The sequence below is a fragment of the Novosphingobium sp. genome (assembly GCF_025351285.1).
Taxonomy (GTDB): Bacteria; Pseudomonadota; Alphaproteobacteria; order Sphingomonadales; family Sphingomonadaceae; genus Novosphingobium.
Genome location: NZ_JANXWG010000085.1, coordinates 1 through 24,776, shown reverse-complemented (window position 1 = coordinate 24,776; position 24,776 = coordinate 1). Strand labels below are relative to the sequence as shown.

24 protein-coding genes are annotated in these 24,776 nt (G+C 66.0%); 11 read left to right on the top strand and 13 right to left on the bottom strand.

Annotated features, from left to right (window positions below):
- The 5 genes from Q0R16_RS10300 to Q0R16_RS10280 all read left to right on the top strand — a co-directional run.
- Window positions 1-738 (top strand): CoA transferase (locus Q0R16_RS10300; protein WP_295635805.1); only part of this gene is annotated, 738 nt, incomplete at its 5' end.
- A gap of 25 nt (window positions 739-763) precedes the next feature.
- Window positions 764-1,054, top strand: coding sequence for a hypothetical protein (locus Q0R16_RS10295; protein WP_295635804.1), 291 nt, complete (start codon window positions 764-766; stop codon window positions 1,052-1,054).
- 7 nt (window positions 1,055-1,061) lie between these two features.
- Window positions 1,062-2,561: a class I adenylate-forming enzyme family protein gene (locus tag Q0R16_RS10290; RefSeq protein ID WP_295635803.1), complete on the top strand. Its 1,500-nt coding sequence runs from the start codon at window positions 1,062-1,064 to the stop codon at window positions 2,559-2,561.
- A 1-nt stretch (window position 2,562) separates the two neighbouring features.
- The gene (locus Q0R16_RS10285) at window positions 2,563-3,687 is read left to right on the top strand and encodes a CoA transferase (RefSeq protein ID WP_295635802.1); all 1,125 of its coding nucleotides are present in this window, start codon (window positions 2,563-2,565) and stop codon (window positions 3,685-3,687) included.
- A complete protein-coding gene (locus tag Q0R16_RS10280; RefSeq protein WP_295635801.1) occupies window positions 3,681-5,096 on the top strand; it encodes an amidohydrolase family protein in 1,416 nt (471 codons plus the stop codon). Before Q0R16_RS10285 ends, Q0R16_RS10280 begins: the two co-directional genes overlap by 7 nt.
- Here Q0R16_RS10280 and Q0R16_RS10275 read toward each other — a convergent pair.
- Complete coding sequence (locus Q0R16_RS10275) at window positions 5,028-5,807, bottom strand: enoyl-CoA hydratase/isomerase family protein (protein ID WP_295635800.1); 780 nt, start codon at window positions 5,805-5,807, stop codon at window positions 5,028-5,030. The two genes, Q0R16_RS10280 and Q0R16_RS10275, sit on opposite strands and share 69 nt — an antisense overlap.
- 42 nt (window positions 5,808-5,849) lie before the next feature.
- Here Q0R16_RS10275 and Q0R16_RS10270 point away from each other — a divergent pair, with 42 nt between their 5' ends.
- From Q0R16_RS10270 to Q0R16_RS10260, 3 genes are all read left to right on the top strand, one after another.
- Window positions 5,850-7,400, top strand: coding sequence for a class I adenylate-forming enzyme family protein (locus Q0R16_RS10270; RefSeq protein ID WP_295635799.1), 1,551 nt, complete (start codon window positions 5,850-5,852; stop codon window positions 7,398-7,400).
- 131 nt (window positions 7,401-7,531) lie between these two features.
- On the top strand, window positions 7,532-8,362 hold the full coding sequence (locus Q0R16_RS10265; RefSeq protein ID WP_295635798.1) for a helix-turn-helix domain-containing protein: 831 nt from the start codon (window positions 7,532-7,534) through the stop codon (window positions 8,360-8,362).
- A gap of 13 nt (window positions 8,363-8,375) precedes the next feature.
- The gene (locus Q0R16_RS10260; protein WP_295635797.1) at window positions 8,376-9,641 is read left to right on the top strand and encodes an amidohydrolase family protein; all 1,266 of its coding nucleotides are present in this window, start codon (window positions 8,376-8,378) and stop codon (window positions 9,639-9,641) included.
- A gap of 120 nt (window positions 9,642-9,761) precedes the next feature.
- Here the strand turns inward: Q0R16_RS10260 and Q0R16_RS10255 are convergent, their stop codons facing one another.
- The 3 genes from Q0R16_RS10255 to Q0R16_RS10245 all read right to left on the bottom strand — a co-directional run bounded on the left by Q0R16_RS10255 (window position 9,762) and on the right by Q0R16_RS10245 (window position 12,763).
- Complete coding sequence (locus tag Q0R16_RS10255) at window positions 9,762-11,081, bottom strand: amidohydrolase family protein (RefSeq protein WP_295635796.1); 1,320 nt, start codon at window positions 11,079-11,081, stop codon at window positions 9,762-9,764.
- Window positions 11,082-11,180: 99 nt separating this feature from the next.
- Complete coding sequence (locus Q0R16_RS10250; protein WP_295635795.1) at window positions 11,181-12,359, bottom strand: thiolase family protein; 1,179 nt, start codon at window positions 12,357-12,359, stop codon at window positions 11,181-11,183.
- Complete coding sequence (locus tag Q0R16_RS10245) at window positions 12,356-12,763, bottom strand: OB-fold domain-containing protein (protein ID WP_295635794.1); 408 nt, start codon at window positions 12,761-12,763, stop codon at window positions 12,356-12,358. Before Q0R16_RS10245 ends, Q0R16_RS10250 begins: the two co-directional genes overlap by 4 nt.
- 159 nt (window positions 12,764-12,922) lie before the next feature.
- Between Q0R16_RS10245 and Q0R16_RS10240 the strand changes: the two genes are divergently transcribed.
- The 3 genes from Q0R16_RS10240 to Q0R16_RS10230 are packed head-to-tail and all read left to right on the top strand — an operon-like array spanning window position 12,923 to window position 16,773.
- Window positions 12,923-13,753 carry a coniferyl-alcohol dehydrogenase gene (locus Q0R16_RS10240; protein WP_295635793.1) on the top strand — a complete coding sequence of 277 codons (831 nt, stop codon included), beginning with the start codon at window positions 12,923-12,925 and terminating at the stop codon, window positions 13,751-13,753.
- 6 nt (window positions 13,754-13,759) lie between these two features.
- Window positions 13,760-15,964 (top strand): acyl-CoA dehydrogenase family protein, encoded by a 2,205-nt coding sequence (locus tag Q0R16_RS10235; protein WP_295635792.1) that lies wholly within the window; start codon window positions 13,760-13,762, stop codon window positions 15,962-15,964.
- 8 nt (window positions 15,965-15,972) lie between these two features.
- Window positions 15,973-16,773 (top strand): enoyl-CoA hydratase/isomerase family protein, encoded by an 801-nt coding sequence (locus Q0R16_RS10230; protein ID WP_295635791.1) that lies wholly within the window; start codon window positions 15,973-15,975, stop codon window positions 16,771-16,773.
- Here Q0R16_RS10230 and Q0R16_RS10225 read toward each other — a convergent pair.
- The 9 genes from Q0R16_RS10225 to Q0R16_RS10185 all read right to left on the bottom strand — a co-directional run.
- Entirely contained in the window at window positions 16,770-17,510 is a 741-nt protein-coding gene (locus Q0R16_RS10225) for a TetR/AcrR family transcriptional regulator (RefSeq protein ID WP_295635790.1), read from the bottom strand. The genes Q0R16_RS10230 and Q0R16_RS10225 overlap by 4 nt on opposite strands.
- Window positions 17,511-17,519: 9 nt before the next feature.
- Complete coding sequence (locus tag Q0R16_RS10220; protein ID WP_295635789.1) at window positions 17,520-19,001, bottom strand: aldehyde dehydrogenase family protein; 1,482 nt, start codon at window positions 18,999-19,001, stop codon at window positions 17,520-17,522.
- Between the two features lie 29 nt (window positions 19,002-19,030).
- Complete coding sequence (locus Q0R16_RS10215) at window positions 19,031-19,789, bottom strand: SDR family oxidoreductase (RefSeq protein ID WP_295635788.1); 759 nt, start codon at window positions 19,787-19,789, stop codon at window positions 19,031-19,033.
- Window positions 19,790-19,880: 91 nt separating this feature from the next.
- Window positions 19,881-20,660 (bottom strand): hypothetical protein, encoded by a 780-nt coding sequence (locus tag Q0R16_RS10210; protein WP_295635787.1) that lies wholly within the window; start codon window positions 20,658-20,660, stop codon window positions 19,881-19,883.
- A 37-nt stretch (window positions 20,661-20,697) separates the two neighbouring features.
- Window positions 20,698-22,323: a DHA2 family efflux MFS transporter permease subunit gene (locus tag Q0R16_RS10205; protein ID WP_295635786.1), complete on the bottom strand. Its 1,626-nt coding sequence runs from the start codon at window positions 22,321-22,323 to the stop codon at window positions 20,698-20,700.
- 10 nt (window positions 22,324-22,333) lie between these two features.
- Window positions 22,334-23,452, bottom strand: coding sequence for an HlyD family secretion protein (locus Q0R16_RS10200; RefSeq protein ID WP_295635785.1), 1,119 nt, complete (start codon window positions 23,450-23,452; stop codon window positions 22,334-22,336).
- Complete coding sequence (locus Q0R16_RS10195) at window positions 23,445-23,891, bottom strand: MarR family transcriptional regulator (protein WP_295635784.1); 447 nt, start codon at window positions 23,889-23,891, stop codon at window positions 23,445-23,447. Before Q0R16_RS10195 ends, Q0R16_RS10200 begins: the two co-directional genes overlap by 8 nt.
- A gap of 63 nt (window positions 23,892-23,954) precedes the next feature.
- Window positions 23,955-24,374 carry a nuclear transport factor 2 family protein gene (locus tag Q0R16_RS10190; RefSeq protein WP_295635783.1) on the bottom strand — a complete coding sequence of 140 codons (420 nt, stop codon included), beginning with the start codon at window positions 24,372-24,374 and terminating at the stop codon, window positions 23,955-23,957.
- Window positions 24,371-24,776, bottom strand: a 406-nt coding sequence (locus Q0R16_RS10185; RefSeq protein ID WP_295635782.1) for an SDR family oxidoreductase, incomplete at its 5' end; no start/stop codon positions are given. The genes Q0R16_RS10185 and Q0R16_RS10190, both read right to left, overlap by 4 nt.

The window sequence follows — 24,776 nt, the reverse complement described above, 5'->3', positions numbered from 1 at the left end:
GAAGGCCCGCTCAGCCAGGGCATCCCGGCGTTCGGCGATTCGATCGGCGGAATGTTCATCGCCGGCGGCATTTCAGCCGCGCTGTTCCACCGCGAACGCAGCGGCGAAGCGGTTGAACTCGACGTTTCGCTGATGAGCGCGGCGTGGTGGGCTTCGGGCGCGTCGATCTCGCAAGTCATGGAAACCGGCATCGGCACGCGCAACACCATGCCCACATCGGGCGGTTCGGCGCGCAACCCGTTCATGGGCAATTTCCGCACCATCGATGGCGGCACGATCAACTTGTGTATGGTCAGCCCCACCGGACTCATCCGCGATACGTTCGAGAAAGTGGGCGCGCCCGAGGCCGCCGACGATCCGCGCTTCAAGGACGTGCTGTCGCTGATCGAAAACGCCGGCGCGGCCAGCGACATCCTGGTCAAGGCTTTCGCCTCCAAGCCGTTCGCTTACTGGCGTTCGCACCTGAAGTCGATGAAAGGCCAATGGGCGCCGGTCCAGAGCTTCGAGGACCTGCTTACCGACGAACAGGCGCTGGCCAACGACATGATCATCGAAGTCGAAGGCGCCGACGGCGGCAAGCCATTGCGGCTGGTACGCGGGCCAGTGCAATTCGATCACGCGCCGCTCGAAACCACGCGCTCGCCGCAGGCCAGCGAGCACACCGAGATCGTGCTGATGGAACTCGGGCTTGAATGGGACCGGATCGAGGCCCTAAAAGCCAGCGGCGCGATTGCCTGATGGCGGCCAGCACGAGGATCGAACGATGAAGCCCGGAACCAAGCTCAAGAGCGCAGTGTGCAACACCGAAGTGATGGTGATCCGCAGCGGTGACGGGCAGATCGAATGCGGCGGCGCACCGATGGCGGAGGCCAAGGCCGAAGGCGCGGGCGAACCTGCCGCCGATCACGCCAGTGGCACGCTGATGGGCAAGCGCTATGTCGACGCCGCCGGCACGGTCGAACTGCTGTGCATCAAACCGGGCAAGGGTTCGCTGTCGCTGGGCGGCGTGGCGTTGACGGTCAAAGACGCCAAGTCCCTGCCCGCCTCGGATTGAGCCGGCTGTGAACATCGCCCTGTTTCTTGAAATGGCCGCCGAGGCCGCGCCCGACCGGGTGGGGCTGATCTGCGACGGCAAGCGCTGGACTTATGCCGAACTGCTGACCGGAGCACGCGGCGCGTTCGAACTGATCGAGCAATCGGGCGCTTCTCACGTGGCACTGCTCGACGAATCGAGCGAGGCGGCGGTATTTGCGCTGTTCGGCGCGGCGTTGGCCGGGGTGCCGTACTGCCCGCTCAATTATCGGTTGGCCGATGCCGACTTGTCCGCATTGCTCGCGCGCATCGCGCCCGCGCTGGTGGTGGGCGACGAGGAGCGTGTTGCGAGGATCGCGGGGGATCAGGGCCACACCGTCCACGCCCGCGAACTGTTCACGTTGTCGGCGCAGGAAATGGTGCCAGAGGGCGAGGACCGCGAGTACGATCCGGGTGACGGCATCGCCATCCAGCTCTTCACCAGCGGCACCACCGCCGCGCCCAAGGCGGCGATCCTGCGCCACGCCAATCTGGTTTCGTACATCCTCGGCACGGTCGAATTCGCCTCGGCGGAGGAGGACGACGCCGCACTGATGGTCGTGCCGCCTTATCACATCGCCGGAATTTCGGCGCTGCTGTCGTCGATCTACGCGCAACGCAAGATCGTGATGCTGCCCGCCTTCACCCCCGAAGCGTGGATCGCGCTGGTCGATCGCGAGCGCGTGACCAACGCCTTCGTGGTGCCGACCATGCTCGCGCGGATCGTCGAAACGCTCAAGACCGGCGCGGCGGCCAATGTCGAAACGTTGCGCGCGATCGCCTACGGCGGCGGCAAGATGCCCGCCGAAGTGATCCGTGACGCACTCGCCCGCTTCCCCCACGCCGCCTTCACCAACGCCTATGGCCTGACCGAAACCAGCAGCACGATCGCGCTGCTCGGCCCCGAGGAGCACCGTGCGGCGCTCGCCTCGGACGAACCGCACATCCAGGCACGGCTGACCTCGCTCGGCAAACCGATCCCCACCGTCGAAATCGAAATCCGCGACGAAGACGGCAAAGCGCTGCCCCCCGGCGAAGCGGGCGAAATCTACGTCCGCGGCGACCAGGTGTCGGGCGAATACAAGGAAAAGAGCGCGCTCGACGCCCAGGGCTGGTTCCCGACGCGCGACGCCGGCTGGATGGACGAGGACGGCTACCTTTACCTCTCGGGCCGCGCCGACGATGTGATCGTGCGCGGGGGCGAGAACATGTCGCCCGGCGAAATCGAGGACGTTTTGCTGAGCCATCCCGCCATCGCCGATGCCTGCGCGGTGGCGGTGCCCTCGGTCGAATGGGGCGAAGCAGTCGGCATCGCGGTGGTCTGCCGCGAAGGGCACGCCACGCCCGCCGAGGCCGAATTGAAAGACCTGATCCGCGCGCGCCTGCGCTCCAGCCGCGTGCCCGAAGCGGTGCACGTGTGCGACGCGCTGCCCTACAACGAGATGGGCAAGCTGCTCCGCCGCGAGGTGCGCAAGCTGTTCGTGCGCTGACTTGGCCCCCGGAACTGCCAGACCGGTTGCCATCCCGCTGGCCGGCTGGGCGCAACGGCAGCTCGACGCGCTGGCGCTAACCACCCGCTCCCGCCCAATCGCCGAATTGTCCGCCGCCGCGCTTTTGGGCGAGCGGGCTGCGCTGAACGGGTTCACAGTGCCCGGCGCGGTCTCGGCAGGCGGCGGCTGCCGGCTTTACCCGACCCGCGACGGCGCACTCGCGCTCGCGCTGCCCCGCGCTGATGACCGCGCGCTGCTGCCCGCGCTGTTCGGCGATCCGGCCGCCGAGCACGACGATGAGGCGCAACTTGCCGCCCGCATCGCGCGGGCCCGCGCGCACGATCTCGTGCCGGTCGGCCGCTTGCTCGGCCTGCCGATCGCGCGGCTGAACGAACGCGCGGCGAGTCCCGCAGCCAGCTTGGCCACCATCGGCCTGCCCGCAGAAAACGTCAGCGACCAGCCGCTGGTGATCGACTTGTCCGCGCTGTGGGCCGGCCCGCTCGCCGCGCGACTGCTGGGGCTGGCAGGCGCCAACGTGGTCAAGGTCGAGAGCCTGTCGCGCCCCGACGCGATGCGCGAGGGCGATGCCGCGCTCTACGCCCGGCTTAACGACGGCAAGGCCAGCGTCGCGCTCAATTTGCGCAAGCCCGACGGCCGCAACGCCCTGATCGCCCTTATCCGCCGCGCGCGCGTGGTCATCGAGGCCGCCCGCCCGCGCGCGCTGGCGCAACTGGGCGTCGACGCCGATGCGCTGGTCCGCGAAGTGCCCGGCCTGGCGTGGATCACGATCACCGGCCACGGCACCCGCGGCGACGCCGGCAACTGGATCGGCCTCGGCGATGATTGCGGCGTGGCCGGCGGACTTTCGGGCGCTCTGCTGCGCGCGACCGGCACACTCGGCTTCGTCGGCGATGCCATGGCCGATCCACTGACCGGCATCGTCGCCGCGAACCAGGCTGCCACCATGCTGGCGCGCGGACACGCCGGCCGCATGGTCGTTTCGATGAGCGGTGTGGTCCGATCCGCGCTTGCCGCCGAACGCCGGCGCGATCCGCTGGCGTTGACGCAAGCCTTGCGCGATTGGGCAGCGGCGCGCGGCCAGCCATTCGGGGCCGCGCCGTGCTGATCCGCAATGCCGAGGTCTGGCGTATCGGCTACGCCGACGTGCGGCTGGCGGGACCGCGTATTGCCGAAGTCGGCCGCCTCACCCCTCGCCCCGGCGAAACCGTGTTCGACGCGCACGGCGGCGCGCTGCTGCCCGGCCTGCACGATCACCACATTCACCTCGCCGCCCTCGCCGCCGCGCAATCGTCGGTGCGCTGCGGGCCGCCCGAGGTCACCACGCCCGAGCAATTCGCCGCCGCACTCGATCGCCCCGGCAGCGGCTGGCTGCGCGCGGTCGGCTACCACGAAAGCGTGGCCGGATTGCCCGATGCGAAAGCGCTAGATGCGCTGGTGCCGCACCGTCCCTTGCGCGTGCAGCACCGATCGGGGCGGATGTGGCTGCTCAATTCGCTGGCGCTCGAACACCTGCTCGCCCGCTCCGCGCCGCCGCCGGGGCTGGAGCGCGAGGGTAGCCGCTTCATCGGGCGGCTGTTCGATGAGGATGCCTGGTTGCGCGACGCATTGAGCAGCGCGCCGCCCGATTTCGCCGAAGTGGGCGCGCAATTGGCCGAGTTCGGCGTGACCGGACTGACCGATATGTCGCCCGCAAACGACACCGCAATCGCCGACCATTTCGCGCGCGAACATGCGCTGGGACACTTGCCGCAGCGCTGCGTGTTGGCGGGGAAGCTGGCACTCGAACCCGCGCGGGGCGTCGCGGTCGGCCCGGTCAAACTCCACCTCCACGAAGCCGCGCTGCCCGACTTCGACTCGGCTGTGGCCCTCACCCGATCGGCACACGACGCAGGCCGCGCCCTGGCGGTCCACTGCACCACCGAAATCGAACTCGTGTTCACGCTCGCCGTGATCGAAGCCGCAGGAGCCATGCCGGGTGACCGGATCGAACACGCCGGTATCGCACCCGACAGCCTTGTCTCCGAGATCGCCCGGCTGGGCCTGCACGTGGTCAGCCAGCCGCATTTCATCACAGAGCGTGGTGACCGTTACTTGCGCGACGTGCCACCCGCCGACCACGCAAACCTTTACCGCTTGGCCGCTTTCGCCCGCGCCGGCGTGCTGTTGGCAGGTGGCAGCGACGCGCCGTTCGGCAGCGCCGATCCGTGGGTTGCGATGCGCGCGGCGATCAGCCGGACGACGTCCGACGGCGCGGTGATCGGGGTGGACGAGGCGCTCGATCCCGAGGCCGCACTGGCGCTTTACCTGGCCGATCCGCTCGATCTCGGCCGCGAACGCCGCATCGTGCCGGGCGGACCGGCCGACTTGTGCCTGCTGTCGCTGCCGTGGATCGAGGCACGCGAACGTCTGAATTCCGCCGATGTCCGCGCCACCTGGATCGCCGGTTCAATCGTCCACGATGCGGTCGATCAAGCCCCAGCGCAGCGCGACTTCGGCGCTGATCCGCTGGCCTGACAGCACCATCAGCGTGGTCCGCTGTCGCCCGATCCGGCGGCTGACCGAAACGCACCCGCCCGCGCCGGGAATCAGCCCCATCGCCAGTTCGGGCAACTGGAACCACGCCTTGCGACCGGCAGTCAGCGTTTGTGCAAAAGCCGCCATCTCAAGCCCTGCGCCGATGCAAGCGCCCTGCACGTGGACTGCAAGCGGCTTGCAACACCGCGCAATCGCCAGCGCGGGCAGCGTCGCCATGCGGATCGCGTGCGCGGTGGCGGGATCGCGCGTGGTGCCGAATTCGGCGAGATCGGCACCCACGCAAAACGCCTTGCCGATGCCCCGCAGTTCGATCCGCGCGATGTCGGGATCGAGCGCGGCAAGTTCGAAGCCTTCGCGCAACCCATCGCGCATCGAAACGTCGATGGAATTGCCGGCGCCGGCGCGGTCGAGCGTGATCGTCAGCCTGTCCCCGTCACGCTCCAGCAGCACCCGGCCTGGCGCATGCTGTTGGACAGGCTCGCGCGCGTCCAGCCAGCGCGCGTGTTCGGCGCTTCCCTGCAACAACCCATAGGCCAGCGATTCGGCAACCAGCGCTTCGCTCACCGGCATCGCCTGAAGCGCTGCCAGCAAGTCCATCAGGACCCCGGCTGCATCTGGTGCCCTGGCCAAGCCCTGCACAACACGTTCGCGCGTGATCGGCGCTTCGATGGGGATGGGGATTTCCTGCACCCCCAGCGCTTAGCCGCCTGCGCGCCGCACGCAAAGATCGCCGTGGCGCGCGGCACCTCGCTGGCGCCCGCGCCAACGCTGCGCCACATTCCCCCGCATACCGCCGGGGAGAACACCATGCCGCGATTGCAGGATTTGTGCGCCCAGGCACTGGCGCGCGCGCCCGACCGACCGGCTATCGCCTTCGAAGGCCACTGGCACCCATGGGGCGATTGCGCGCGGGTGGCAAACCAACTAGGCGCCGCGCTCGATTTCGCCGGGCTCGAACCCGGCGCGGCGGTGGTGCTGGTTGCGCGCAACCGCCCTGCCGCGATTGCCGCGCTGCTGGGCCTGCTGGCGCGCGGGCATTCAGTGCAGATGGTCTATCCGTTCCAGTCGGGCGAGGGCATCGCGCGCTACATCGACGGGTTCCTGCCGGCAGCGGTGGTGGCGGACGCGCAGGATTTCGCGCCCGAAGTCCGAACCGCGCTGACAACCCACGGTATCGCGGCAATCGCGCTGAACGGCATGGCCGCAGCCGCCCTGCCCGGCTTCGAGCATTCCACCAACCGCCGCCACACGCCCGGTCAACCGCGCATCGAAATCCTCACCAGCGGCACCACCGGACCGCCCAAGTCGTTCCCGATCCCGTTCGCGATGATGGAGACGCATTTCCTCGCCACCCCGTTGACCCGCGCGCAAGGGACCGATCCCGAGAGCCTGCCGCCGTTCCTGCTCTATTTCCCGCTGGGCAATATCTCCGGCGTTTATTCCACGCTGCCGACCTTGCTGCGCGGGCAGCGGGTGGAATTGCTCGAACGGTTCAGTGTCGCGGCGTGGCGTGATTACGTGGTGCGGTGGCGGCCGGTTCATTCGGGCCTTCCGCCCAGCTTCGTGCAAGCCGTGCTCGATGCCGATATCCCGCGCGAGGACCTAGCCTCGATCAAGGCGATGGGTGTGGGCGCGGCGCCGCTCGATCCCGCCGTGCAGGCGGCGTTCGAGGACAAATACGGCATCCCGATCCTCGTGTCCTACGGCGCGACCGAGTTTGCGGGGCCGGTGGCGATGATGACCGCCGATCTGCACAGCGAATTCGGCCGCGCCAAGCTCGGCACCGTGGGCCGCGCATTGCCCGGGGCGAAGCTGCGCGTGGTCGATCCGGCGACCGGCGCGGACATGCCCGCCGGCGCGGAAGGCCTGCTCGAAGTCATCAGCCCGCGCATCGGGCCCGACTGGATCAGGACATCGGACCTCGCTGTGATCGACGCCGACCATTTCCTGTTCCTGCGTGGGCGGGCCGATGGCGCGATCATGCGCGGCGGGTTCAAGGTGCTGCCCGAAACGATCGAACGCGCGCTGATATTGCATCCGGCGGTGGCCGAGGTGGGCGTAGTGGGGGCACCCGATGCGCGACTCGGGGCTGTGCCCGCGGCCGCCGTGGTGCTGCGTGGCGGCAAGGAATTGCCTTCGGTCGAAGACCTCGAAACCCATTTGCGCCGCCATGTGCTGGCCACGCACATCCCGGTTCATTGGAAAATCGTGGCCGAATTGCCCCGAACCCCATCGCTCAAGATCGACCGTACGGCGCTGAAATCCCTGTTTGCAAACGATTGAGACATCGCCCCCGCGAATTTCCGTTCGCGTCATTGTGCATTGCACAAAAAAACGAGAGGTTCTCATTTTTTGTTGACAGCCCACGCGGCTTAGTCAACACCCCTGTTCAAATAAGCGAACGGGAGATGGTTATGGCGATGATCGGAACAGGACGCGGCGAGTCCAACAAGGCCAAGATTGCGCGGCGCGTGATCGAGGTTCTCGAATTCTTCGACGAAGCCCATCCGCGCGCCACCGTCATGGACATCGTGCGCCGCTTCAACCGCCCGCAGTCGAGCACGTCCGAACTGCTGTCCAGCCTGGTCGACCTGGGCCTGCTTTACAAAGACCCCTATTCGCGGTCGTACACCCCCACCCCGCGCGCCGCAATGCTGGGCGCTTCGGTCCAACCCGACCTGGTGCGCGATGGGCGGTTGACCGGGCTGATCGATCGCCTGACCTCGCAGACCGGCCTTGCAATCGCGCTGTTCGGCATGGTCGGGCTCAACGTGCAGATCTTCAACTGGCGGCCGGGTACGCGCCCGATACGCACGGCAGGTGCCGGTTTCAGTGGCGGCCAGCTTGAGCGGCTTTCGGACTCGGCAGTCGGCTGGCTGCTGCTATCGACCATCGACCCGTCGCGCCGCGATGGCACGATCCGCCGGCTCAACGCCGAAGCCGCACCCGAACGCAAGTTCGTGCCCGCCGCGCTGGCCGCGCAATCCCAGCAATGCCGCGAAACCGGGCACGTGACCGGCGCTGCCGGATTCGGTTCGATTGCGGACATCTGCGCGGTGCTGCTGCCCGATCAACCCGCCGGCCAGCCGCTGGCGCTCGGCTTCGTGTACGAACCTGGCGATCAGATCCAGCCCGACGCGCTGCGTCGGACGCTGCTCGACGCGATTGCGCGCAACGCAGAACCTGCCGTTCCGATGTTGGTCCAAGCGGTGGCCGAAGCCCAACCGCTGTTCTGCGCCGCCTGAGCGAGGTAAAATCATGGCCGAATCCGACACCACCGAAATCGCCCAGAACGCCCGCAAGTACTGGTCCGCCGAAGGCTACACCGAAGGCGGGATGATCCGCGAGGTCGACTATGCCACGCAATCGGGCGGGCTCGATCCGATGTTCGCGGGCATCAAGATCGTCGATACCGACACGCACATCACCGAAGCGCCCGATTTGTTCACCAGCCGCGCGCCCGCCGCCTGGAAAGACCGGATGCCGCACATCAAGCGCGTCAACGGCACCGACAAGTGGTTCGTGGGTGACCGCGATTTCGGCTCGATGGGCGGCAACGTCATCCGCGCCGACAACAACAAGCTGCTCGGCCGGCTGGCGTTTCCCAAGCTGGAAGACGCGCATCCCGGCGGGCACAAGATCAAGGAACGGCTCGCCGCGATGGACGACATGGGCGTCCACGCGCAGATCGGCTTCCAGAATTCGGGCGTGACGCAGGCCGGATCGCTGATGAGCCTGGGCGATCCCGAGCTCGCGCTCAAGGTGATCGAAATCTACAACGACGCCTCCGCCGAATACCAGCAGGTATCGGGCCAGCGCATCTTCAACATGGCGCACTTGCCGTTCTGGGACCAGAAAGCGCTCGAAACAGAAGCGCGGCGCTGCTTCGACATGGGCCTGCGCGGGTTCGTGCTGCCCGATACGCCCGAACGCGTCGGCGTGCCCAGCTTCCTGTCCGATTACTGGACCCCGTTCCTGGAAATGTGCGACGCCGAAGGCATGCCGCTCAACTTCCACCTCAACGCGGCAATCGATCCCAACACACTGACCTGGGACGGTTTCGGCTTCGAACAGACGCTGTCGGTGGTCGCCACGATGTTCAGCATCGGTAACGCGGCTACGCTCGGCAACTGGATGGTTTCGGGCCGGCTCGATCGGCATCCGGGGCTGAAGATCGGGCTGATCGAATCAGGCATGGGCTGGTTGCCCTTCGCGATCGAAGCGCTCGAACACCAATTCGACGAGATGCTGCCGAGCAAGACGGGAATGCTCAAGAAGCGCCCGTGGCAGTATTTCCGCGACCATTTCTACTGCACGTTCTGGTTCGAGAAGGTCGGCCCCAAGCTGCTGCTCGAAACCATCGGCGTCGACAACGTGATGTTCGAAACCGACTTCCCGCACCCGACCTCGCTGTACCCGGGCGTGCAGGCGCACATCAAGAACGTGCTCGGCGGGTATGATCGGACGGTGCAGAAGAAGGTGCTGCAGGACAACGCGACGAAGCTGTACCGGCTGCCGTTCTAAGCAAACTTTCGGCTAAAATCCGCCTGTCCTGAGCCTGTCGAAGGACTGTCCTTCTTTGCGACCCAGCGAAGAAGAGCAGTCCTTCGGCAAGCTCAGGACGAACGGAATTTCATACCCCGCTCAAGCCACCTCGCGCTGCGCCGCCTGCGTCTGGAACATCGTCATCACGTCGCCCGACGTCACCGGCCGGCCATCAGCCAGCGGCTTCGCGCCGCCCGATGACTTGGGCGCAACGTCCACGCCCTTAGCGGCGGCACGCGCCCGGCAAGCGCCGACGGTCAGGTCCTCGCGCTTGTTGTTGGCAAAAAACTCCTCGAAGTTGAACCACTTGATCGCGTTGAGGTGGGTGACTTTGTCGACTTGCGCGTCGGTCAGGTTGCCGAGCGAGGCGCAAAGGTGCTCGGGCGCTTCGGGCCACAGCGCGTCGCTGTGCGGGTAGTCGGTTTCGAACGCGGCATTGTCTTCGCCGATCGCGTCGAGGTTCTTGAGCCCGAACTTGTCATCGATGAAGCAGTGCAGGAAGTGCCGCTTGAGCAGTTCGCTGGGTTTGATGTGATCGAAACCCGATTTCGTCCAGGCCTTGTGCCGGGCGTTCGAGAAATCGGCACGCTCCATGAAGTAGGGCACCCAACCCAGGCTGCCTTCGGAGATCGCGATGCGCAACCTTGGGTAGCGGTGCAGTTCTTCAAGCTGGAGCCAGTCCGACACGCCTTGCGAAACCGACAGCGGCATCGTCGAAATCCACGCCTCGATCGGGGTTTCCATCGAGGCATGCGGCGCCGGGTTGCCGCTGCCGATGTGGAGCGCGATCGTCAGGTCGGTATCCGCCACCGCCTTGAAGAACGGGTTCCAGTAGTCGTTGTGGACGCTGGGCAGCCCCTGGACGGTGGGGTTCTCGTTCATCTGGAGCGCGCGGAAGCCCTTCTTCGCCAGCCGGTGGATTTCGGCGACGGTGGCATCCATGTCCCAGGTCGGCAGCACGCCCAGCGGGATGAAGCGGCCCGGATATGCCATGCACCATTCGTCGTAGTGCCAGTCGTTGGCGGCCTGCATGTGGCGCAACGCGAGTTTCTTGTCGGGCGCGGTGTGGAAAGTCTGGCCGTCGAACACGATGGCGTTGCCGAAGCACATCGACGCGGCGATGCCGTCCACATCCATGTCGTTGACCCGCGCGTGGACATCCCAGCAGCCTTCGCGCAACTGGTCGAGCGAGGTCGGCTCCATGCCGTATTCCTCGAACGGGCGACCGACGACGGCGTTGAGCCCGACCGAGCCCTTCTTGCGGCCCTGATATTCCCAGTAGTTCTTGCCGTTCCTGTCGGACAGGAACTTGGGTGCGCTGGCCAGCAGATCGCCCGAGAGCTGGTTGTCGAACATCGTCGGCGGTTCGCAGATGTGGTCGTCGGTGCTGATCAGCACCATGTCGTTCATTTGCATCATTTCGATCTCCGCAAGGTCAGTGTTTCGATTGCAGGCGTTGCGTGATCGCGACCTTGCGCGAGATCAAATGCGCGGCGTGCATCGCGCCCGCGATAGGCATCAGTCGCGCGCCAGCAGCAGTGCGGCGGCCATTGGTCCGCCTCCGGAGGTCGCCACCGCCACTTTGGGTTCGCCCGGAATCTGGCGCGCGCCGCCCTGTTTGCGCAGTTGCACCACGCTTTCGAAAGCAAAGCCGAAGCCGTGCAGACGGCCCCAGCCCAATTGCCCGCCGCCGGTGTTCATCGGCAATTCGCCGTCGAGCGCGATGCGGGTGCCGCCCTCGATGAACTTGTGCCCCTCGCCCACCTCGCAGAAGCCGAGGCCCTCCAGCCAGGTGATCGGCTGGAACGCGAAGCCGTCGTAGAACTGGACGGTGTCGACGTCCCTGGCGGTGTAGTCGGTGTTCTTCCACAGGTCGCGCCCCGTCGGGTAGGCGCTCGCCCATTCGGCCTGGTCCCACGAATAGCGCTCGACCGAACCGGCGCTGGCGGCGATGCGGATCGGGGTGGCGGTCACTTCGTCGAGCGCGTCGCCGGCCGAGACGATCACCACGGTCGAACAATCGGTGAAACGGTCGCAATCGTACAGGCAGAACGGCGTCGTGATCAGCCGCGCGCCCATGTATTCGTCCATCGTCAGCGGCTTTTTCACGATCGCGCGCGGGTTCAGCGCGGCGTTGCGGTGATCGTTGATCGCCACTTGCGCGAGCTGTTCGCGCGTCATCCCGTAGCGCTTCATGTGCCGCATGGCGAACTGCGCGGTCCAGCACGCCGCCGAAAACGCGCCGAACGGCGAGACCCATTGCGAATTCCCCGAAACGCCCTCGCGCCGCTGCATCGGCGGGTATTCTTGCGGACGCGCCATCGCCGCCGCTTCGTACACCGTACGGAAGCAGATCACGTGCCGCGCCATGCCCGATCGCACGGCGGCGGCGGCATCGGCGATGGCGCCCAATTGCGCAGTCGATTCGGCAGCGCCGGTGTGCCAACGGGTCTTGAGGCCCATCACCTCGATCACCTCGTCCACGCCGACCGGCGAAAACCCGAGGAAAATCTGCATCTTGCCGGGGTAAGTCGATACGCCGTCGATCTGGTCGAGCGTCAGCCCGGCATCGGCGACCGCCTCCTTGATCGCGTCGACCGTCAGCTTGAGCGGCGACCGTGTCAGCCGCACGCCGACTTCGGACATGCCGATACCACTGATATAGGCTTCGCGCTGCACTGTCGGTCCGTGGCTCATGCCGGCACCTTCTCGAACAGCGGATACCACAGTCCGGCCTGCTCCTCGAACGTCACGCGCACCGGCTGGTCGATGTCGACCTCCTCGACCGGGCAGTTCACGATGTTGGTGGTGAGGAACACCCCCGGCGCATCGTCCAGCCGCACGCGCGCGATCACGAAGGGCACTTCCATGTCGGGCGCCCATTTCTGGTGGTTCACGGTGTAAGTGTCGATCTTCCCGGTGCCCGACACCGCGTGCGGAGCCACGTTCTCCGACTGGCAATGCCGACAGATCTCGCGCGGGGGATGGGTGAATTGCCCGCAATCTGCGCAGCGGGTTATGTTGAGCCGGCCCTCGGCCCCGCCCGTCCAGAACGCGCGGTTGTCGTTGTCCAGCCGTATCCGCGATCGTTGCCAGGCCACTTTCATCTCCCTTGTCGTTACCCTAGCGCGGCAGAGGCGGCGCGCGAAAGCCGGCGCAGGGGGTATCGCCGCCGCGATCACGGCTGCTCTGCCCAGTGGGGCGGTTGAACCCGTGCGCCGCGCTTGCGAAAGCGGATGCGAAACGAGCGGAGAGAAGCGATGGATAACGTGCTGGGATACGCGGGCAAGCGCGTGATCGTGACCGGGTGCTTCTCGGGCATGGGCGAAGCGACCGCGCGGTTGCTGCTGGACCTCGGCGCCGAAGTTCACGGGATGGACTACAAGGCGTGCGCGCTGCCGCTGGCTTCGTTCAACACAGTGGACTTGCGCGATCCGGCTTCGATCGACGCGGGTGTTGCCAACATCGGCGGCAAGATCGATGCCCTGTTCAACTGCGCCGGGCTGCCCAACGCCTTTCCTGCGATGGACGTGATGAAGGTCAACTTTCTCGGCCTGCGCCACCTTACCGAAGCGGTGCTGCCGTTGATGGGCAAAGGCGGCGCGATCGCCTCGATCGCCTCGACCGGGGGGCTCGGCTGGAGCCGGCGCGTGCCCGCCAACATGGAATTCGTGACCACCAAGGGCTGGGACGCGGGGATGGCCTGGTGCGAGGCAAACATGGACACGGTCGGCGAAGGCTATGCGTTCTCCAAGGAAAACGTGATCGTGTGGACCCAGTTCATGGGCGCGCACCTGATCAAGAAGGGCATCCGCATCAACTGCACGCTGCCTTCGCCCACGCAGACGCCGATGATGGCATCGTTCCAGGCGACCTCGGGCAAGGAGGTCATCGACGCAGCCGCCGAACCGATGGGCCGCTATTCGACCGCCACCGAACAGGCCGGCGGCCTGGTGCTGCTCAACAGCGCGCTGGCCTCGATCATCAACGGCGTGGTGCTGCCGGTCGATGGCGGGTTCATGGGCGGGCTGGCGACGGGCCAGGTCGATATTTCCAAGATGATGCGCCGCGCGGCTCCGGCAGAGGCATAAACAGCGATGAACTTCGATCTCACCGACGACCAGACCATGATGCGCGAAAGCTTCGCGCGGTTCCTCGACGAGCATAGCGCGATTGCCAAAGTGCGCGCGGCGGCGGCCGGGTCGGGCTTCGATCCCGAGTTGTGGCGCGGTTTGGCCGAATTGGGTGCATTGGCGATCCGCGTGCCCGAAGCGGCGGGCGGGCTGGGCCTTGGTCTGATCGATGCGGGCGTGCTGATGGAGGAGGCCGGGCGCACGCTCGCCGCGGGGCCGCTGGCCGAAGCGCTGGTGGCAGCGCGGTTGCTGGCCGAATTGGGTGGAGAATCGGATTTTCTCACCCGCGCGTTGGCGGGTGAAGCGGTGGTGACGCTGGCGTTCCGCGACGCGGCCGAAGAGCCAGTGCAGTGGATCGCGGGCGGCGCGGTGGCCGAGGCGGTGATTGCGCGCAAGGGCAATGCCATTGTGCTGGTTACGGTGCCCGAAGCGGCGCGGACTGCCGAGCCCAACCTCGCCTCCACCCCGCTCGCGGAGATCGACCTTGGCGCTTGTGATTCGACCGTGCTGGCCGAAGGCGACGCCGCGCTGGTCAGCTTTGCAGCGGGTATCGAGGAGTGGAAGCTGCTCACGTCCGCAGCGCTTGCCGGGCTGGGTGGCGACGCGCTCAAACTCGCCGCCGCTTATGCCTCCGAACGCAAGCAGTTCGGCCAGTTCATCGGCCAGTTCCAGGCGATCTCGCACCCGTTGGCCGATCTCGTCTGCGAAGTCGACGGCGGCAAGTTTCTGGTGTGGAAGGCGATTCGTGACATCTCGGATGGCAGCTCCGAAGCCGGCGCCGCGATCAGCATCGCGCTGTGGTGGAACGCCAATGCGGCGTCACGCGCCACCGCGCAGGCGTTGCACACCTTCGGCGGTTACGGGCTGACCACCGAATACGACGTGCACTTGTTCAACTTGCGCGCCAAGGCCTGGCCGCTGGTGTGGGGCGACCCGCAACGCCTGCTCGACGAAGCGGCGCGGCGCACTTACGCGGGCGAACAGGCATCGCTGCCCCACGCCGGCGAATGCCCGATCGACTTCGATCTGGGCGACGATGCGCGCGCGGTCACCGCCGAAATCAACGCGTTTTTCGAGGCCAATGTCACGCCCGAAATGCGCGAGAAATTCCACTATAGCTGGGAAGGCTTCAACCCCGAACTGCACAAGAAGCTGGTCGCGGCCGACCTCGTGTTCCCCGGCCTCCCCGCCGAAATGGGCACGCGCCCACGCTCGCCTTACGCCAAGATCGCAACGATGGATGCGTTCGAGGCGCAGGGCTACAACAACCCCGCCGCTGGCGTTGCGCAGATGGTTTCGCTGATCATCCATCGCTTCGGCACCGACGAATTGAAGCGCGATGTGCTGGCCAAGATCATGGCGGGCGAAGTGATCTGCAGCCTCGGCTATTCCGAACCCGGCTCGGGCTCGGACGTGTTCGCGGCGCAATGCAAGGCCACGCCCGACGGGAATGGCTGGCGGATTGACGGCACCAAGATGTTCACCAGCGGCGCCAACCTGGCGAGCTACGTGCTCATGCTGTGCCGCACCAACAGCGACGTGGCCAAGCACAAGGGGCTGACGATGTTCATCGTGCCGCTCAAGGCCGAGGGTGTGACGATCCAGCCGGTTTACACCTTCCAGGATGAACGCACCAACATCACCTTCTACGACGGCGTGCGCATTCCCGATTCGTACCGGTTGGGCGAAGTCGACGGCGGGGTGCGGACGATGAGCGCCAGCCTTGAACTCGAACATGGCGGCGGCTTTGGCAAATACATGCGCCAGATGCTGAAGGCGGGTGAGGAATTGTGCCGCGAGATCGTCAAGGACGGCAAGCCGCTGATCGAGGACGCCGGCGCGCAGGCGCGGCTGGCGCGGACGATGGCCAACGTGTGGGTGGCTGAAATGCTGACCTTCCGCGCGCAGTGGACGATTGCGGAAAAGAGGGAAAACCGCGCTTACGGGCCGATGGCGAAGATGTATTCCTCCGAAAAGTTCCTGACCGACGCGCGCGATCTGCTCGATCTGACCGCGCCGCTGTCGCTGTCGAAACGCAAGGGCGCGGCCGAGGCGATCAACACCTTCTACCGCCATGCGCAGGGCGCGACGATCTACGGCGGCACCAGCGAAGTCCACCGTTCGATGATCGCCGAACGCAACCTTGGCCTGCCGCGGACGCGGGCGTAGGAACAGCCATGACCGACGCTCCGCATCTGCTCACCGAAGAACGCCAAGGCGTGCTGATCGCCACGCTCAACCGGCCCGACAAGCTCAACGCGCTGTCGGGCGAAACGATGCAATTGTTCGACGCGGCGGTCGACCGCTTCCGCGACACGCCCGAACTGCGCGTGATGCTGATCCGCGCGAGTGGGCGGTATTTCTGTTCGGGCGCCGATTTGCGCGGGGGATCGCCCAATGCCCAGCCGCGCACCGCCAGCGGCATCCGCGAAAACCACCGCCGCGGGCTTCACGGCATGCACCGCATCTACGACGAGATGGAGCACATCGAAAAGCCGATCGTCGGTGCGATTCACGGGCCGTGCGTGGGCGGCGGGCTGGAAATGATGCTGAGTTGCGATTTCCGGCTGGCCGCGACTGGCGCCAGCTTCGCCTTTCCCGAGGGATTGTTCGGCGTGCTGCCGGCCTCGAACGGGGTCAGCCGCCTCACCCGTATCTGCGGCCCGCACTGGGCGCGTTGGCTGATCATGGCCAACAAGAAGGCCGATGCCGAGCGCGCGTTGGTGATGGGCCTGGTCCACGACGTGCTGCCCGACGATGGCTTCGACGATGCCGCGTTCGAATTCTGCCTGCACCTGGCGCGCAACAATGCCGAACAGATGGGCGCGGCCAAAGTGGCTATTGAAATGGCCAGCGAACTGGGCCGCGATCAGGCGCGCAATGTCGAGCGGATGGCCAATTCAGCGCTGATGCTGAACCCGGAATATCTGGCCAATATCGAACGTTATGTGGCGAAGTTGGGGAAGAAAGTCAGCTAGGCAGGCGTGTCCTGCGCCGCGCGCACCCGCCGCTCGTCCGCGATCGCCAGCGCCAGCACGCGCGCCTGCTGTTCCAGCGTTGCTCCGCGAAAGCGCGGGCGGTTCGTTGTCGGGAAAGTGGCCTGCAAATCCTGATCGGTCGCGATCGTCACCACGCGTTCGAGCCCGGTGAACAGCACGCTCGCCAGATCGTATTCGGTGCCGGTGTCGCGGCTGGCCGGAGCATCCATCTGCCGGCCGAGCAGGTTGATCACCCCCCGCGCCATCGCAATGCGGTGCTGGGACATGCGCGTATCCCGCTGGTCGGCCATGGCGTTGCGCAAGTGTAGCAGGCGCGAATGTTCGCGCCAGAAGCCATGGAACGCCTGCACGAACATCAACGCGCATTCGCCCAGCGCATCGTCGTTCCAGCGCTGCCGCACCAATCGTACGTAGGCATCTTCGGATGACGCCATCACCGGTTCGAGCAGCGCCAGCACCAGCTCGCCCTGGTCCTTGAAATAGACGTAAAGCGAGGTCATCCCCAACGATGCCTGCCGCGCCACCGCGCTTAGCGTCAGCGGTTGCGGCGGATCGGCGGCGAGCAGATCACGCGTGGCCGCCAGGATCCGTTCGCGCGTAAGCAGGCCCTTGCGGCCGAGCTTCTGGCCGACCTGGTTGCGTTCGGCCTCCACAGGCAACGGCGCGATCGCGCGAACCCGCGCTCCCGTTTCCAACCGTGCCTGCGTTACTGCCATGAACTTCCCTTATGTGCGCCAGGCAATGAGCTTGGTTTCGAGGAATTCCTCGATCCCTTCAAGCCCCCATTCGCGGCCGACGCCACTGGCCTTGTAACCGCCAAAAGGCAAGTCTCCGGCGATACACATCCCGCCGTTGACGCTGATCGAGCCACTGCGGATGCGCTTGGCCACCGCCATCGCACGATCGAGATCGCCAGAACTGACCCCGCCCGAAAGGCCGTATTCGCTTTCGTTGGCGATCCGGACCGCGTCGTCATCGTCCTCGAACGGGATCACCACCAGCACCGGGCCGAAGATTTCCTCCTGCGCAATCCGCATCGTGTTGGTCACGTCGACGAAGCAGGTCGGTTCGATGAAGAAGCCTTCCGCCCCCCCTGCAGGAGTTTTATCAGGCCGCGTCTTGCCACCGGCGAGCAGCGTTGCGCCTTCGGCCTGGCCCAGTTCGATGTACGACATCACCCGGTCCTGCTGCCGCTTGGAAATCACGGGCCCCATGATGTGCGCGGGATTTTCGAACACGCCCCAGTTGTCGCCAAAGCTGGCATAGGAATGCTTGAGGATCGCCTTGGCTTCTTCATAGCGGCTGCGCGGCACCAGCAACCGGCTTTGTACGGCACACCCCTGCCCGGCGTGGAACACCAGCATCGTGCTGGCCACTTCCATCGCGAAATTGGGCGCATCGTCGAGCACGATCTTGGCCGACTTGCCGCCCAGTTCCAGGAACACGCGCTTCAGCGTTGCGGCGCCCTGCTCCATGATCCGCTTGCCCACGCCGGTCGAACCGGTGAACGAGATCAGATCCACGCGCGGATCGTGGACCAGCATTTCGCCCGCCAAGGCCGGGTCCGATCCGAACACCACTTGTAGCACCCCCGCCGGGAATCCGGCCTCGATCGCCAGTTCGCCGAATATCGCGCCCATGCCCGGCGTGTTCGGCGCGGGCTTGAGGATTACGGTGCAGCCCGCCAGCAGCGCCGCCACGACTTTGCCGACATTCACGTAAAGCGGCACGTTCCACGGTGTGATCGCAGCGACCACGCCCACCGCCTCGTAAACCGCCTTGCGCTGCGACACGAAGCCATAGCCTTCGCGCCCGCCGTAGTCCTTTTCCCAGGCGATGCCGGGGAACACCTTGAGGTAATCGTCCCAGCCAGCCAGCGCCATGTCGACATGCGCGCGGCTCACCGCGCCCAGCGCCGCGCCGGCTTCGACTTGCGCCAGTTCGCCCAATCGCGCGCGGTTATCCTCGAACAATTCGCGCAATTTCGTGACGAGTTCGACGCGCTTGGCCACGTTGGTCGACCAGTCGGTGGTATCGAACGCGCGGCGCGCGGCGGCGATCGCGGCATCGACATCGGCCGCACCGGCATCGGCGGCCTGGCCCACCGGCGCACCCGTCCACGGGCCGATCACATCGTAAGTCTTGCCGCCTGTCGCCGGGCGCAGCGCGCCGTCGATGGTCAGCAGCGCGTCTGGAAGGTGAGTCATCGCGGGGTCTTTCGTCCTAGTGTTCGATTTCAGGCGAGCCGTCGGCGCGCGCTCAGCGCGACCATGCCGATGTGCAGGTCGGGCGGGGTGTCGAGCACCGCACGGAACGCGTCGGTCACCGAATTGTAGTGCGACACCCCGCGATCACGGACGTTGATGCCGACTTTGGCGGTCTCGAGCGCAAACTGCTGCGCCACGTCGGCCGGCCATCCCGAGCCGGTCTTGGTCTCGTCGTACATCTGCCCCGCGCGCACCACGGTGACGCGCACGCCTTCTGCATCGAGTTCGCGGGCCCACATGTCGGATATCAGTTCGAGCGCGTGCTTGGTCCCGGCATAAAGCCACAGCATCGGCATCTTCACCGATGCGCTCTCGCTGGTCACGTTGATGATGTGCCCGCCCGGAGCACCCTGGTGCGCGCGCAGCAGCGGCAGCGCGTAATGCGCGCACAGGATCGGGCCAGACAAATTGGTGCCGACCAGCGTTTCGATCTGATCGGGCCGCACATCGGCCAGTTTGAACGGTTCGAACACCCCGGCGTTGTTGATCAACACGTCGATATGCGGGTGCCGCGCGGCGATGGTCGCGAAGGCGGCTTCGACCGATGCGGCATCGGTCACGTCGCACTGCACCGCGAAATGGGGTCCGCCGATCTCAGCGGCCACGGCCTCGATCTTCGACGCCGTACGCCCGAGCAGGATCACGGTTTCGCCATCGGCAGCGAACCGCCGCGCGAGCGCGCGCCCCAGTCCGTCGCCGGCCCCGGTGATGGCGATGATCTTGCCCAAGTGCGCGTGCTCCCTCGTGGTTTGCCGCCTTGTAAGCGGCATCCCGCCCGCTGCACAGCGGGCGTCAAGCTACTATCGCGCGCGCGATGGGTTACTTCGCGTTCGCGGGATAATCGGCCGGGTAAGCGCCTATATCGCCGGCATAAGCGATCCCGCCCGACCATGCCGCGCCGCTGATCTTGCCGAAGTAGTGTACCGTGCGCGCGGTCGATCCGGACGAGGAACGCGGCGCCATCGCGATTCCGCTCGGGCTAACGCCTCGCGCGCGCGCGCTGAAATCGCGGATCGTGAAGTTCAGGTGATCGGTCTGCTGCGCGCACATCACGATGTCGCTGCCCGGGCAGTAGTGGCGCGGCGCGATCTGAAGTGCGGAAAGCCGACCGCGCTTCATCGCCACATGGCCCGGCACCGCGCTGACTTCGGGCATGTGCACATCATCGTACCACGCGTGATATTCCGCCTCGCGCCCGGCGATGAAGTTGGCGAGGATGATCGAAATGCCCGAAAGCGGCTGGTCCGCCTGGTGGTTGGCGCTCGAAACCCAGTCCGATCGCATCGCGTAAGTGAATATCCGCTCACTCTCGGACGCGGTTTCGGTCAGCCCGGCATCGCGTGCTTCGGCCAGCAGCGGGCCGAGCGCCGGTAAGTCGATCTCGGGCGCCGCATAATCGAATTCGTACACGCTCATGAACCGCCACGGCTGCGGAATGTCCGCCATGACCTGCTCCGGGGTCACCTCGAAGCGGTCGGCGCTGCGAAACCCGCGCAGCCGCGCCAGATCCGCACGATGCGGCCCATCGAACCACCCGGCGTAGTCCACTTCACGCCCGGCTAGGACGTTGTGCAAATGGATCGTCGTATGCTGGCTCATGCAGCGCTCCTGATATCGGATCGGCGCTGACCTTCGCCTACTCCGGATGTACGTCTGGTTTGCTGAACATCGGTGGTGGTTTCTTGACCACGAACGTCAGCGGCACCACCAGCAGCACGACCCACGCCATCATCTTGAAATTGTCGAGATAGGCAATCATCGCCGCCTGGCGCGACACCTCGCCGTCGAGCATCTGCAGCGCCGCAGTGCCCACTTCCCCCAGCATTGCCGCGCTCGACGCCGGGTCCATCGCCGGGACGTTGAATGAGGTGATGCTCGATCCGACGTCCTGGTGGCTGGTCTGCATGTTGGTGCTGAGCTGCGCGACGATGGCGGAAATGCCGAAGCTCGACCCCAGGTTGCGGAACAGAGTCATCAGCGTGGTGCCGTCGGTGCGGTAATGCGGATCGAGCGTGGAGAACGCCACCAGGTTGACCGGCACGAACACCAGCCCCAGCCCCAGCCCCTGGACGAAGCCCGAAATCGCCATCTGGTGCCAGTCCATGTCGAGCGACCAACTCGTCATCATGTACAACGAATAGGCCGCGATCGAATAGCCGGCCGCGATCAGCACGCGGCTGTCGATCTTGCCCATCAGCCGGTTGGTGACGAACATCATCGTCAGCACCCCCACGCCGCGCGGCGCCATCAGCAGCCCGGTCTGCATCACCGAATAGCCGAACAGGTTCTGGTACAACGTCGGCAGCACTGACGAGAGCCCGACATTGGTGACCCCCAGGATCACCATGAACCCCAGCCCGCCCAGGAAATTGGCGTTGCGCACCATCGCGCCTTCGAACAGCGGGTGCTTCACCGACAGCGTGTGAACCACGAACATCCACAACGCCGACAGCGCAATCAGCAGTTCCACCCAGGTTTCGGTGGCCTGGAACCAGTCGTTGTCCTGCCCGCGATCGAGCATCAGTTGCAGCGATCCCAGCGCGACCGCAAGCAGCACGGCGCCCAGCACATCGAGCTGCCGGTGCACGATCGCGCGCGACGGCAGCAGCCACCACAGCACTACCAGTGCGGGAATGCCGATCGGCAGGTTGACGTAGAACACCCAGCGCCAGTTGAGCGTATCGGTCAGGAATCCGCCGATGAACGGACCGCTGATCGGGCCGATCATCACCACGATGCCCCAGATCGACATCGCCTGGCTCTGCTTGCTGGGCTTGTTGATATCGAACATCGCGGTCTGCGACATCGGCCCGATGAACGCCGAAGCCGCACCCTGAATCGCGCGGAACACCACCATCTGCCCCAGCGACGTCGCCGCGCCGCACAGCATCGACGACACCACGAACAGCAGCGATGCGGCCAGGAACATGTTGCGCGAACCGAAGCGATCCGCCAGCCACCCGGTCAGCGGCAGGACCAGCACGCCGGCGATGATGAAGCTGGTCAGCACCCAGGTGATCGTGTCGGGCGAAGCGCCGAGCGCGGTGCGCATGTGCGGCAGCGCGACATTGGCGATCGTCATGTCGAGGAACTGGCAGATGGTGATGCCCATCACCGCCGCCATCAGCAGCCCGGTCCGCTTCGATTCGAGCAGCGGCTTGTCCAGCGCGCGCAAGGCCGCCGCTTCTTCCTGCGCGGCCTGCCGCGTGGCTACGGCCGGGCGGGCATTGGCGTTTGCCTTGCTGCCCGGGATCGTCGCCATATCGCCTGGCTCAATGCGTCGCTGCGGCGGATACTGGCCCGGCCGCAGTGTCGATCGTCACGTGCGTGGAAAGCCCGGCGATCAGCGGCCGGCCGGGCGTGGTATCGATCGCGATCCGCACCGGCACGCGCTGCGTCACCTTGACCCAGTTGCCGCTGGCGTTCTGCGCGGGCAGCACCGAAAATTCGGAACCCGTGCCCCCGCCGATCGACGCGACATGGCCTTTCAACTTCATCCCCGGATAGGCATCGACCTCGATTTCGGCGGGCTGGCCCACGCGCATGTGATCGAGATCGGTTTCCTTGAAGTTGGCAGCAATCCAGCTCTTGTCGCTGACCACGATCGTGACGGCGGGCAGCCCCGACATCATCATCTGCCCGTCGAGCAGCCGATCGGCCTTGCTCACCACGCCCGAAACCGGTGCGCGCACTTCGGTGCGCGACAGGTTGTACTGCGCCTGTTGTCGCTGCACTTGCGCCGCCAGCACCGCGGGATTGACTCCGGGCGCAATCTGCGAGGTGGACAGCGCGGCACGCGCCTTGGTCGCCTCGCCCTCGGCGTTGGCCAAGCTTCCGCGCGCAGCAGCCATGCCTTGCGTCATCGCGTCCATCCGCGCGCGGGTGGAGAAGCCGCGGCGCATCAGTTCGGCCTCGCGGTTGTACTGTTCCTGCGCATAAGCCAGGCTGGCCCGCGCGGTGGCGATATCGGCGCCCTTGGTCGACAAGTCGGTTTCCATGCCCACCACCTTGACGTCGGCGGCGGCGATGGCGGCTTCGGCCTGCTGCACTGCGATCTTGTAAGGCTGCGGATCGATGCGGAACAGCAAGTCGCCGGCGTTGACGTGCTGATTTTCGCGCACACCCACCGCAACCACGCGCCCAGTCAATTCGGCGCTGATCGACACCTTATCCTGCTGGACATAGGCGTTGTCGGTCGAAACGTTATTGGCGTTGGCGTAGAAATACCACACCACGCCGCCGACCATCAGCAGCGGCACCGAAACCATCGCGGCCAGCTTGCCCCATTTGCGCCGGGGCTTTGCAACGGCAACAGCCGGCGGCGCCATTTGCGCAGGCGACGGGGCCGGACTGGCGGTGTCGATTTCGATTTGCGGATCGCGATCAGCCATGCGCCACCTCCACCGTTGTCGCCCGGCGCGCCAGGTTTGCGTTGACCCGATCGAGCAGCGCCGAAAGCGAATCCAGCTCGTCCTGGCTCACCCCATCCAGCGCATCGGCCTGCAAGGCATCGGCCAGCGGGCGCAACTGCGCCACCAGTGCATCGGCCTTGGGCTGCAAGTGCAACCGCCATGAACGGCGATCGGCGGGATCGGGCCGGCGTTCGACCAGTCCGGCTTCCTGCAGCCGATCGACCATCCGGCACACCGTGATCGGTTCGACGTCGAGCAGATCGGCCAGCCCACCCTGGTTGAGCCCGGGATGGCGCCGCAAGGCCGAAAGCACTTGCCACTGCGGCCGCGTCACGCCGATTTCGCGCGCGCGCGCATCGAACGCACGGCGGACCAGCCGCGAACTTTCGGCAAGCTTGGAGAGAATCAGATCGTTCATGCCAAGCGCATTTATAACTATGCTTATTATTGTCAAGTCTATGGTGAGGTCGGTACCTGCTTCTCAGCCCTCGGAAATCTCATGGTTGATCCGCGTCAGCCGGCTTTCGGCGATGCGCCAGGTGCCGTCGGGCCCACGCCGGTAGCGTTCGTGATAATGCCCGAAGCCCAGCAGTTTGCGCCCATTCGGCCAGATGTTGCGGTCCTGCATCGCCCAGATCGCGCTGGCCTCGTCGCCATCCACGGTGATCTCGGGCGTGTGGACATGGTGCGTGGTGATCGCCGCATCGATCGACCCGCGCACCGCCGCCACAGCTGCTGCCGCTCCTTCAAGTCGCGCCCCGCCCGCAGCGCTGGTATCGAGCACCACATCCTCGGTGAAGAGCGCCTGCCACCCCGCCCAGTCCTTGGTATCGAGCAGCCGGCAATAGCGTGCCTTGAGGTTGTGGATCGCCAGCCAATCCGCGAAATCAGGCGCGGTCAAAACCTGAAGCCCCGCATCGCGTTGCCGCCGTCGCACGGCACGACCTGGCTGTTGATGAAACTGCCTTCGTCCGACGCCAGGAACACGCCGAGATTGGCGATATCTTCGGCGGTGCCCTGGCGCTTGACCTGCTGCATGGCCTTCAACCGCTCCCAGTTCGCATCTTCCACCCCGCTGCGCGCGGCCTCGGTCTGCATCAGCCCCGGTGCGATCGCCACGCTGCGGATCTCGTCGGCGGCGAATTGCGTGGCCATGGCGTGGGTGAACAGGTTGAGCGCGGCCTTGGTGATCCCGTACGCGGTCGCGGGATTGAAGCTGGCCATCGACGACTGGTTGATGATCAGGCCCTTGGCCGCCGCCAGCGAGGGCCGCACCGCTTCGGCCAGCAGCAGCGGCGCAAAG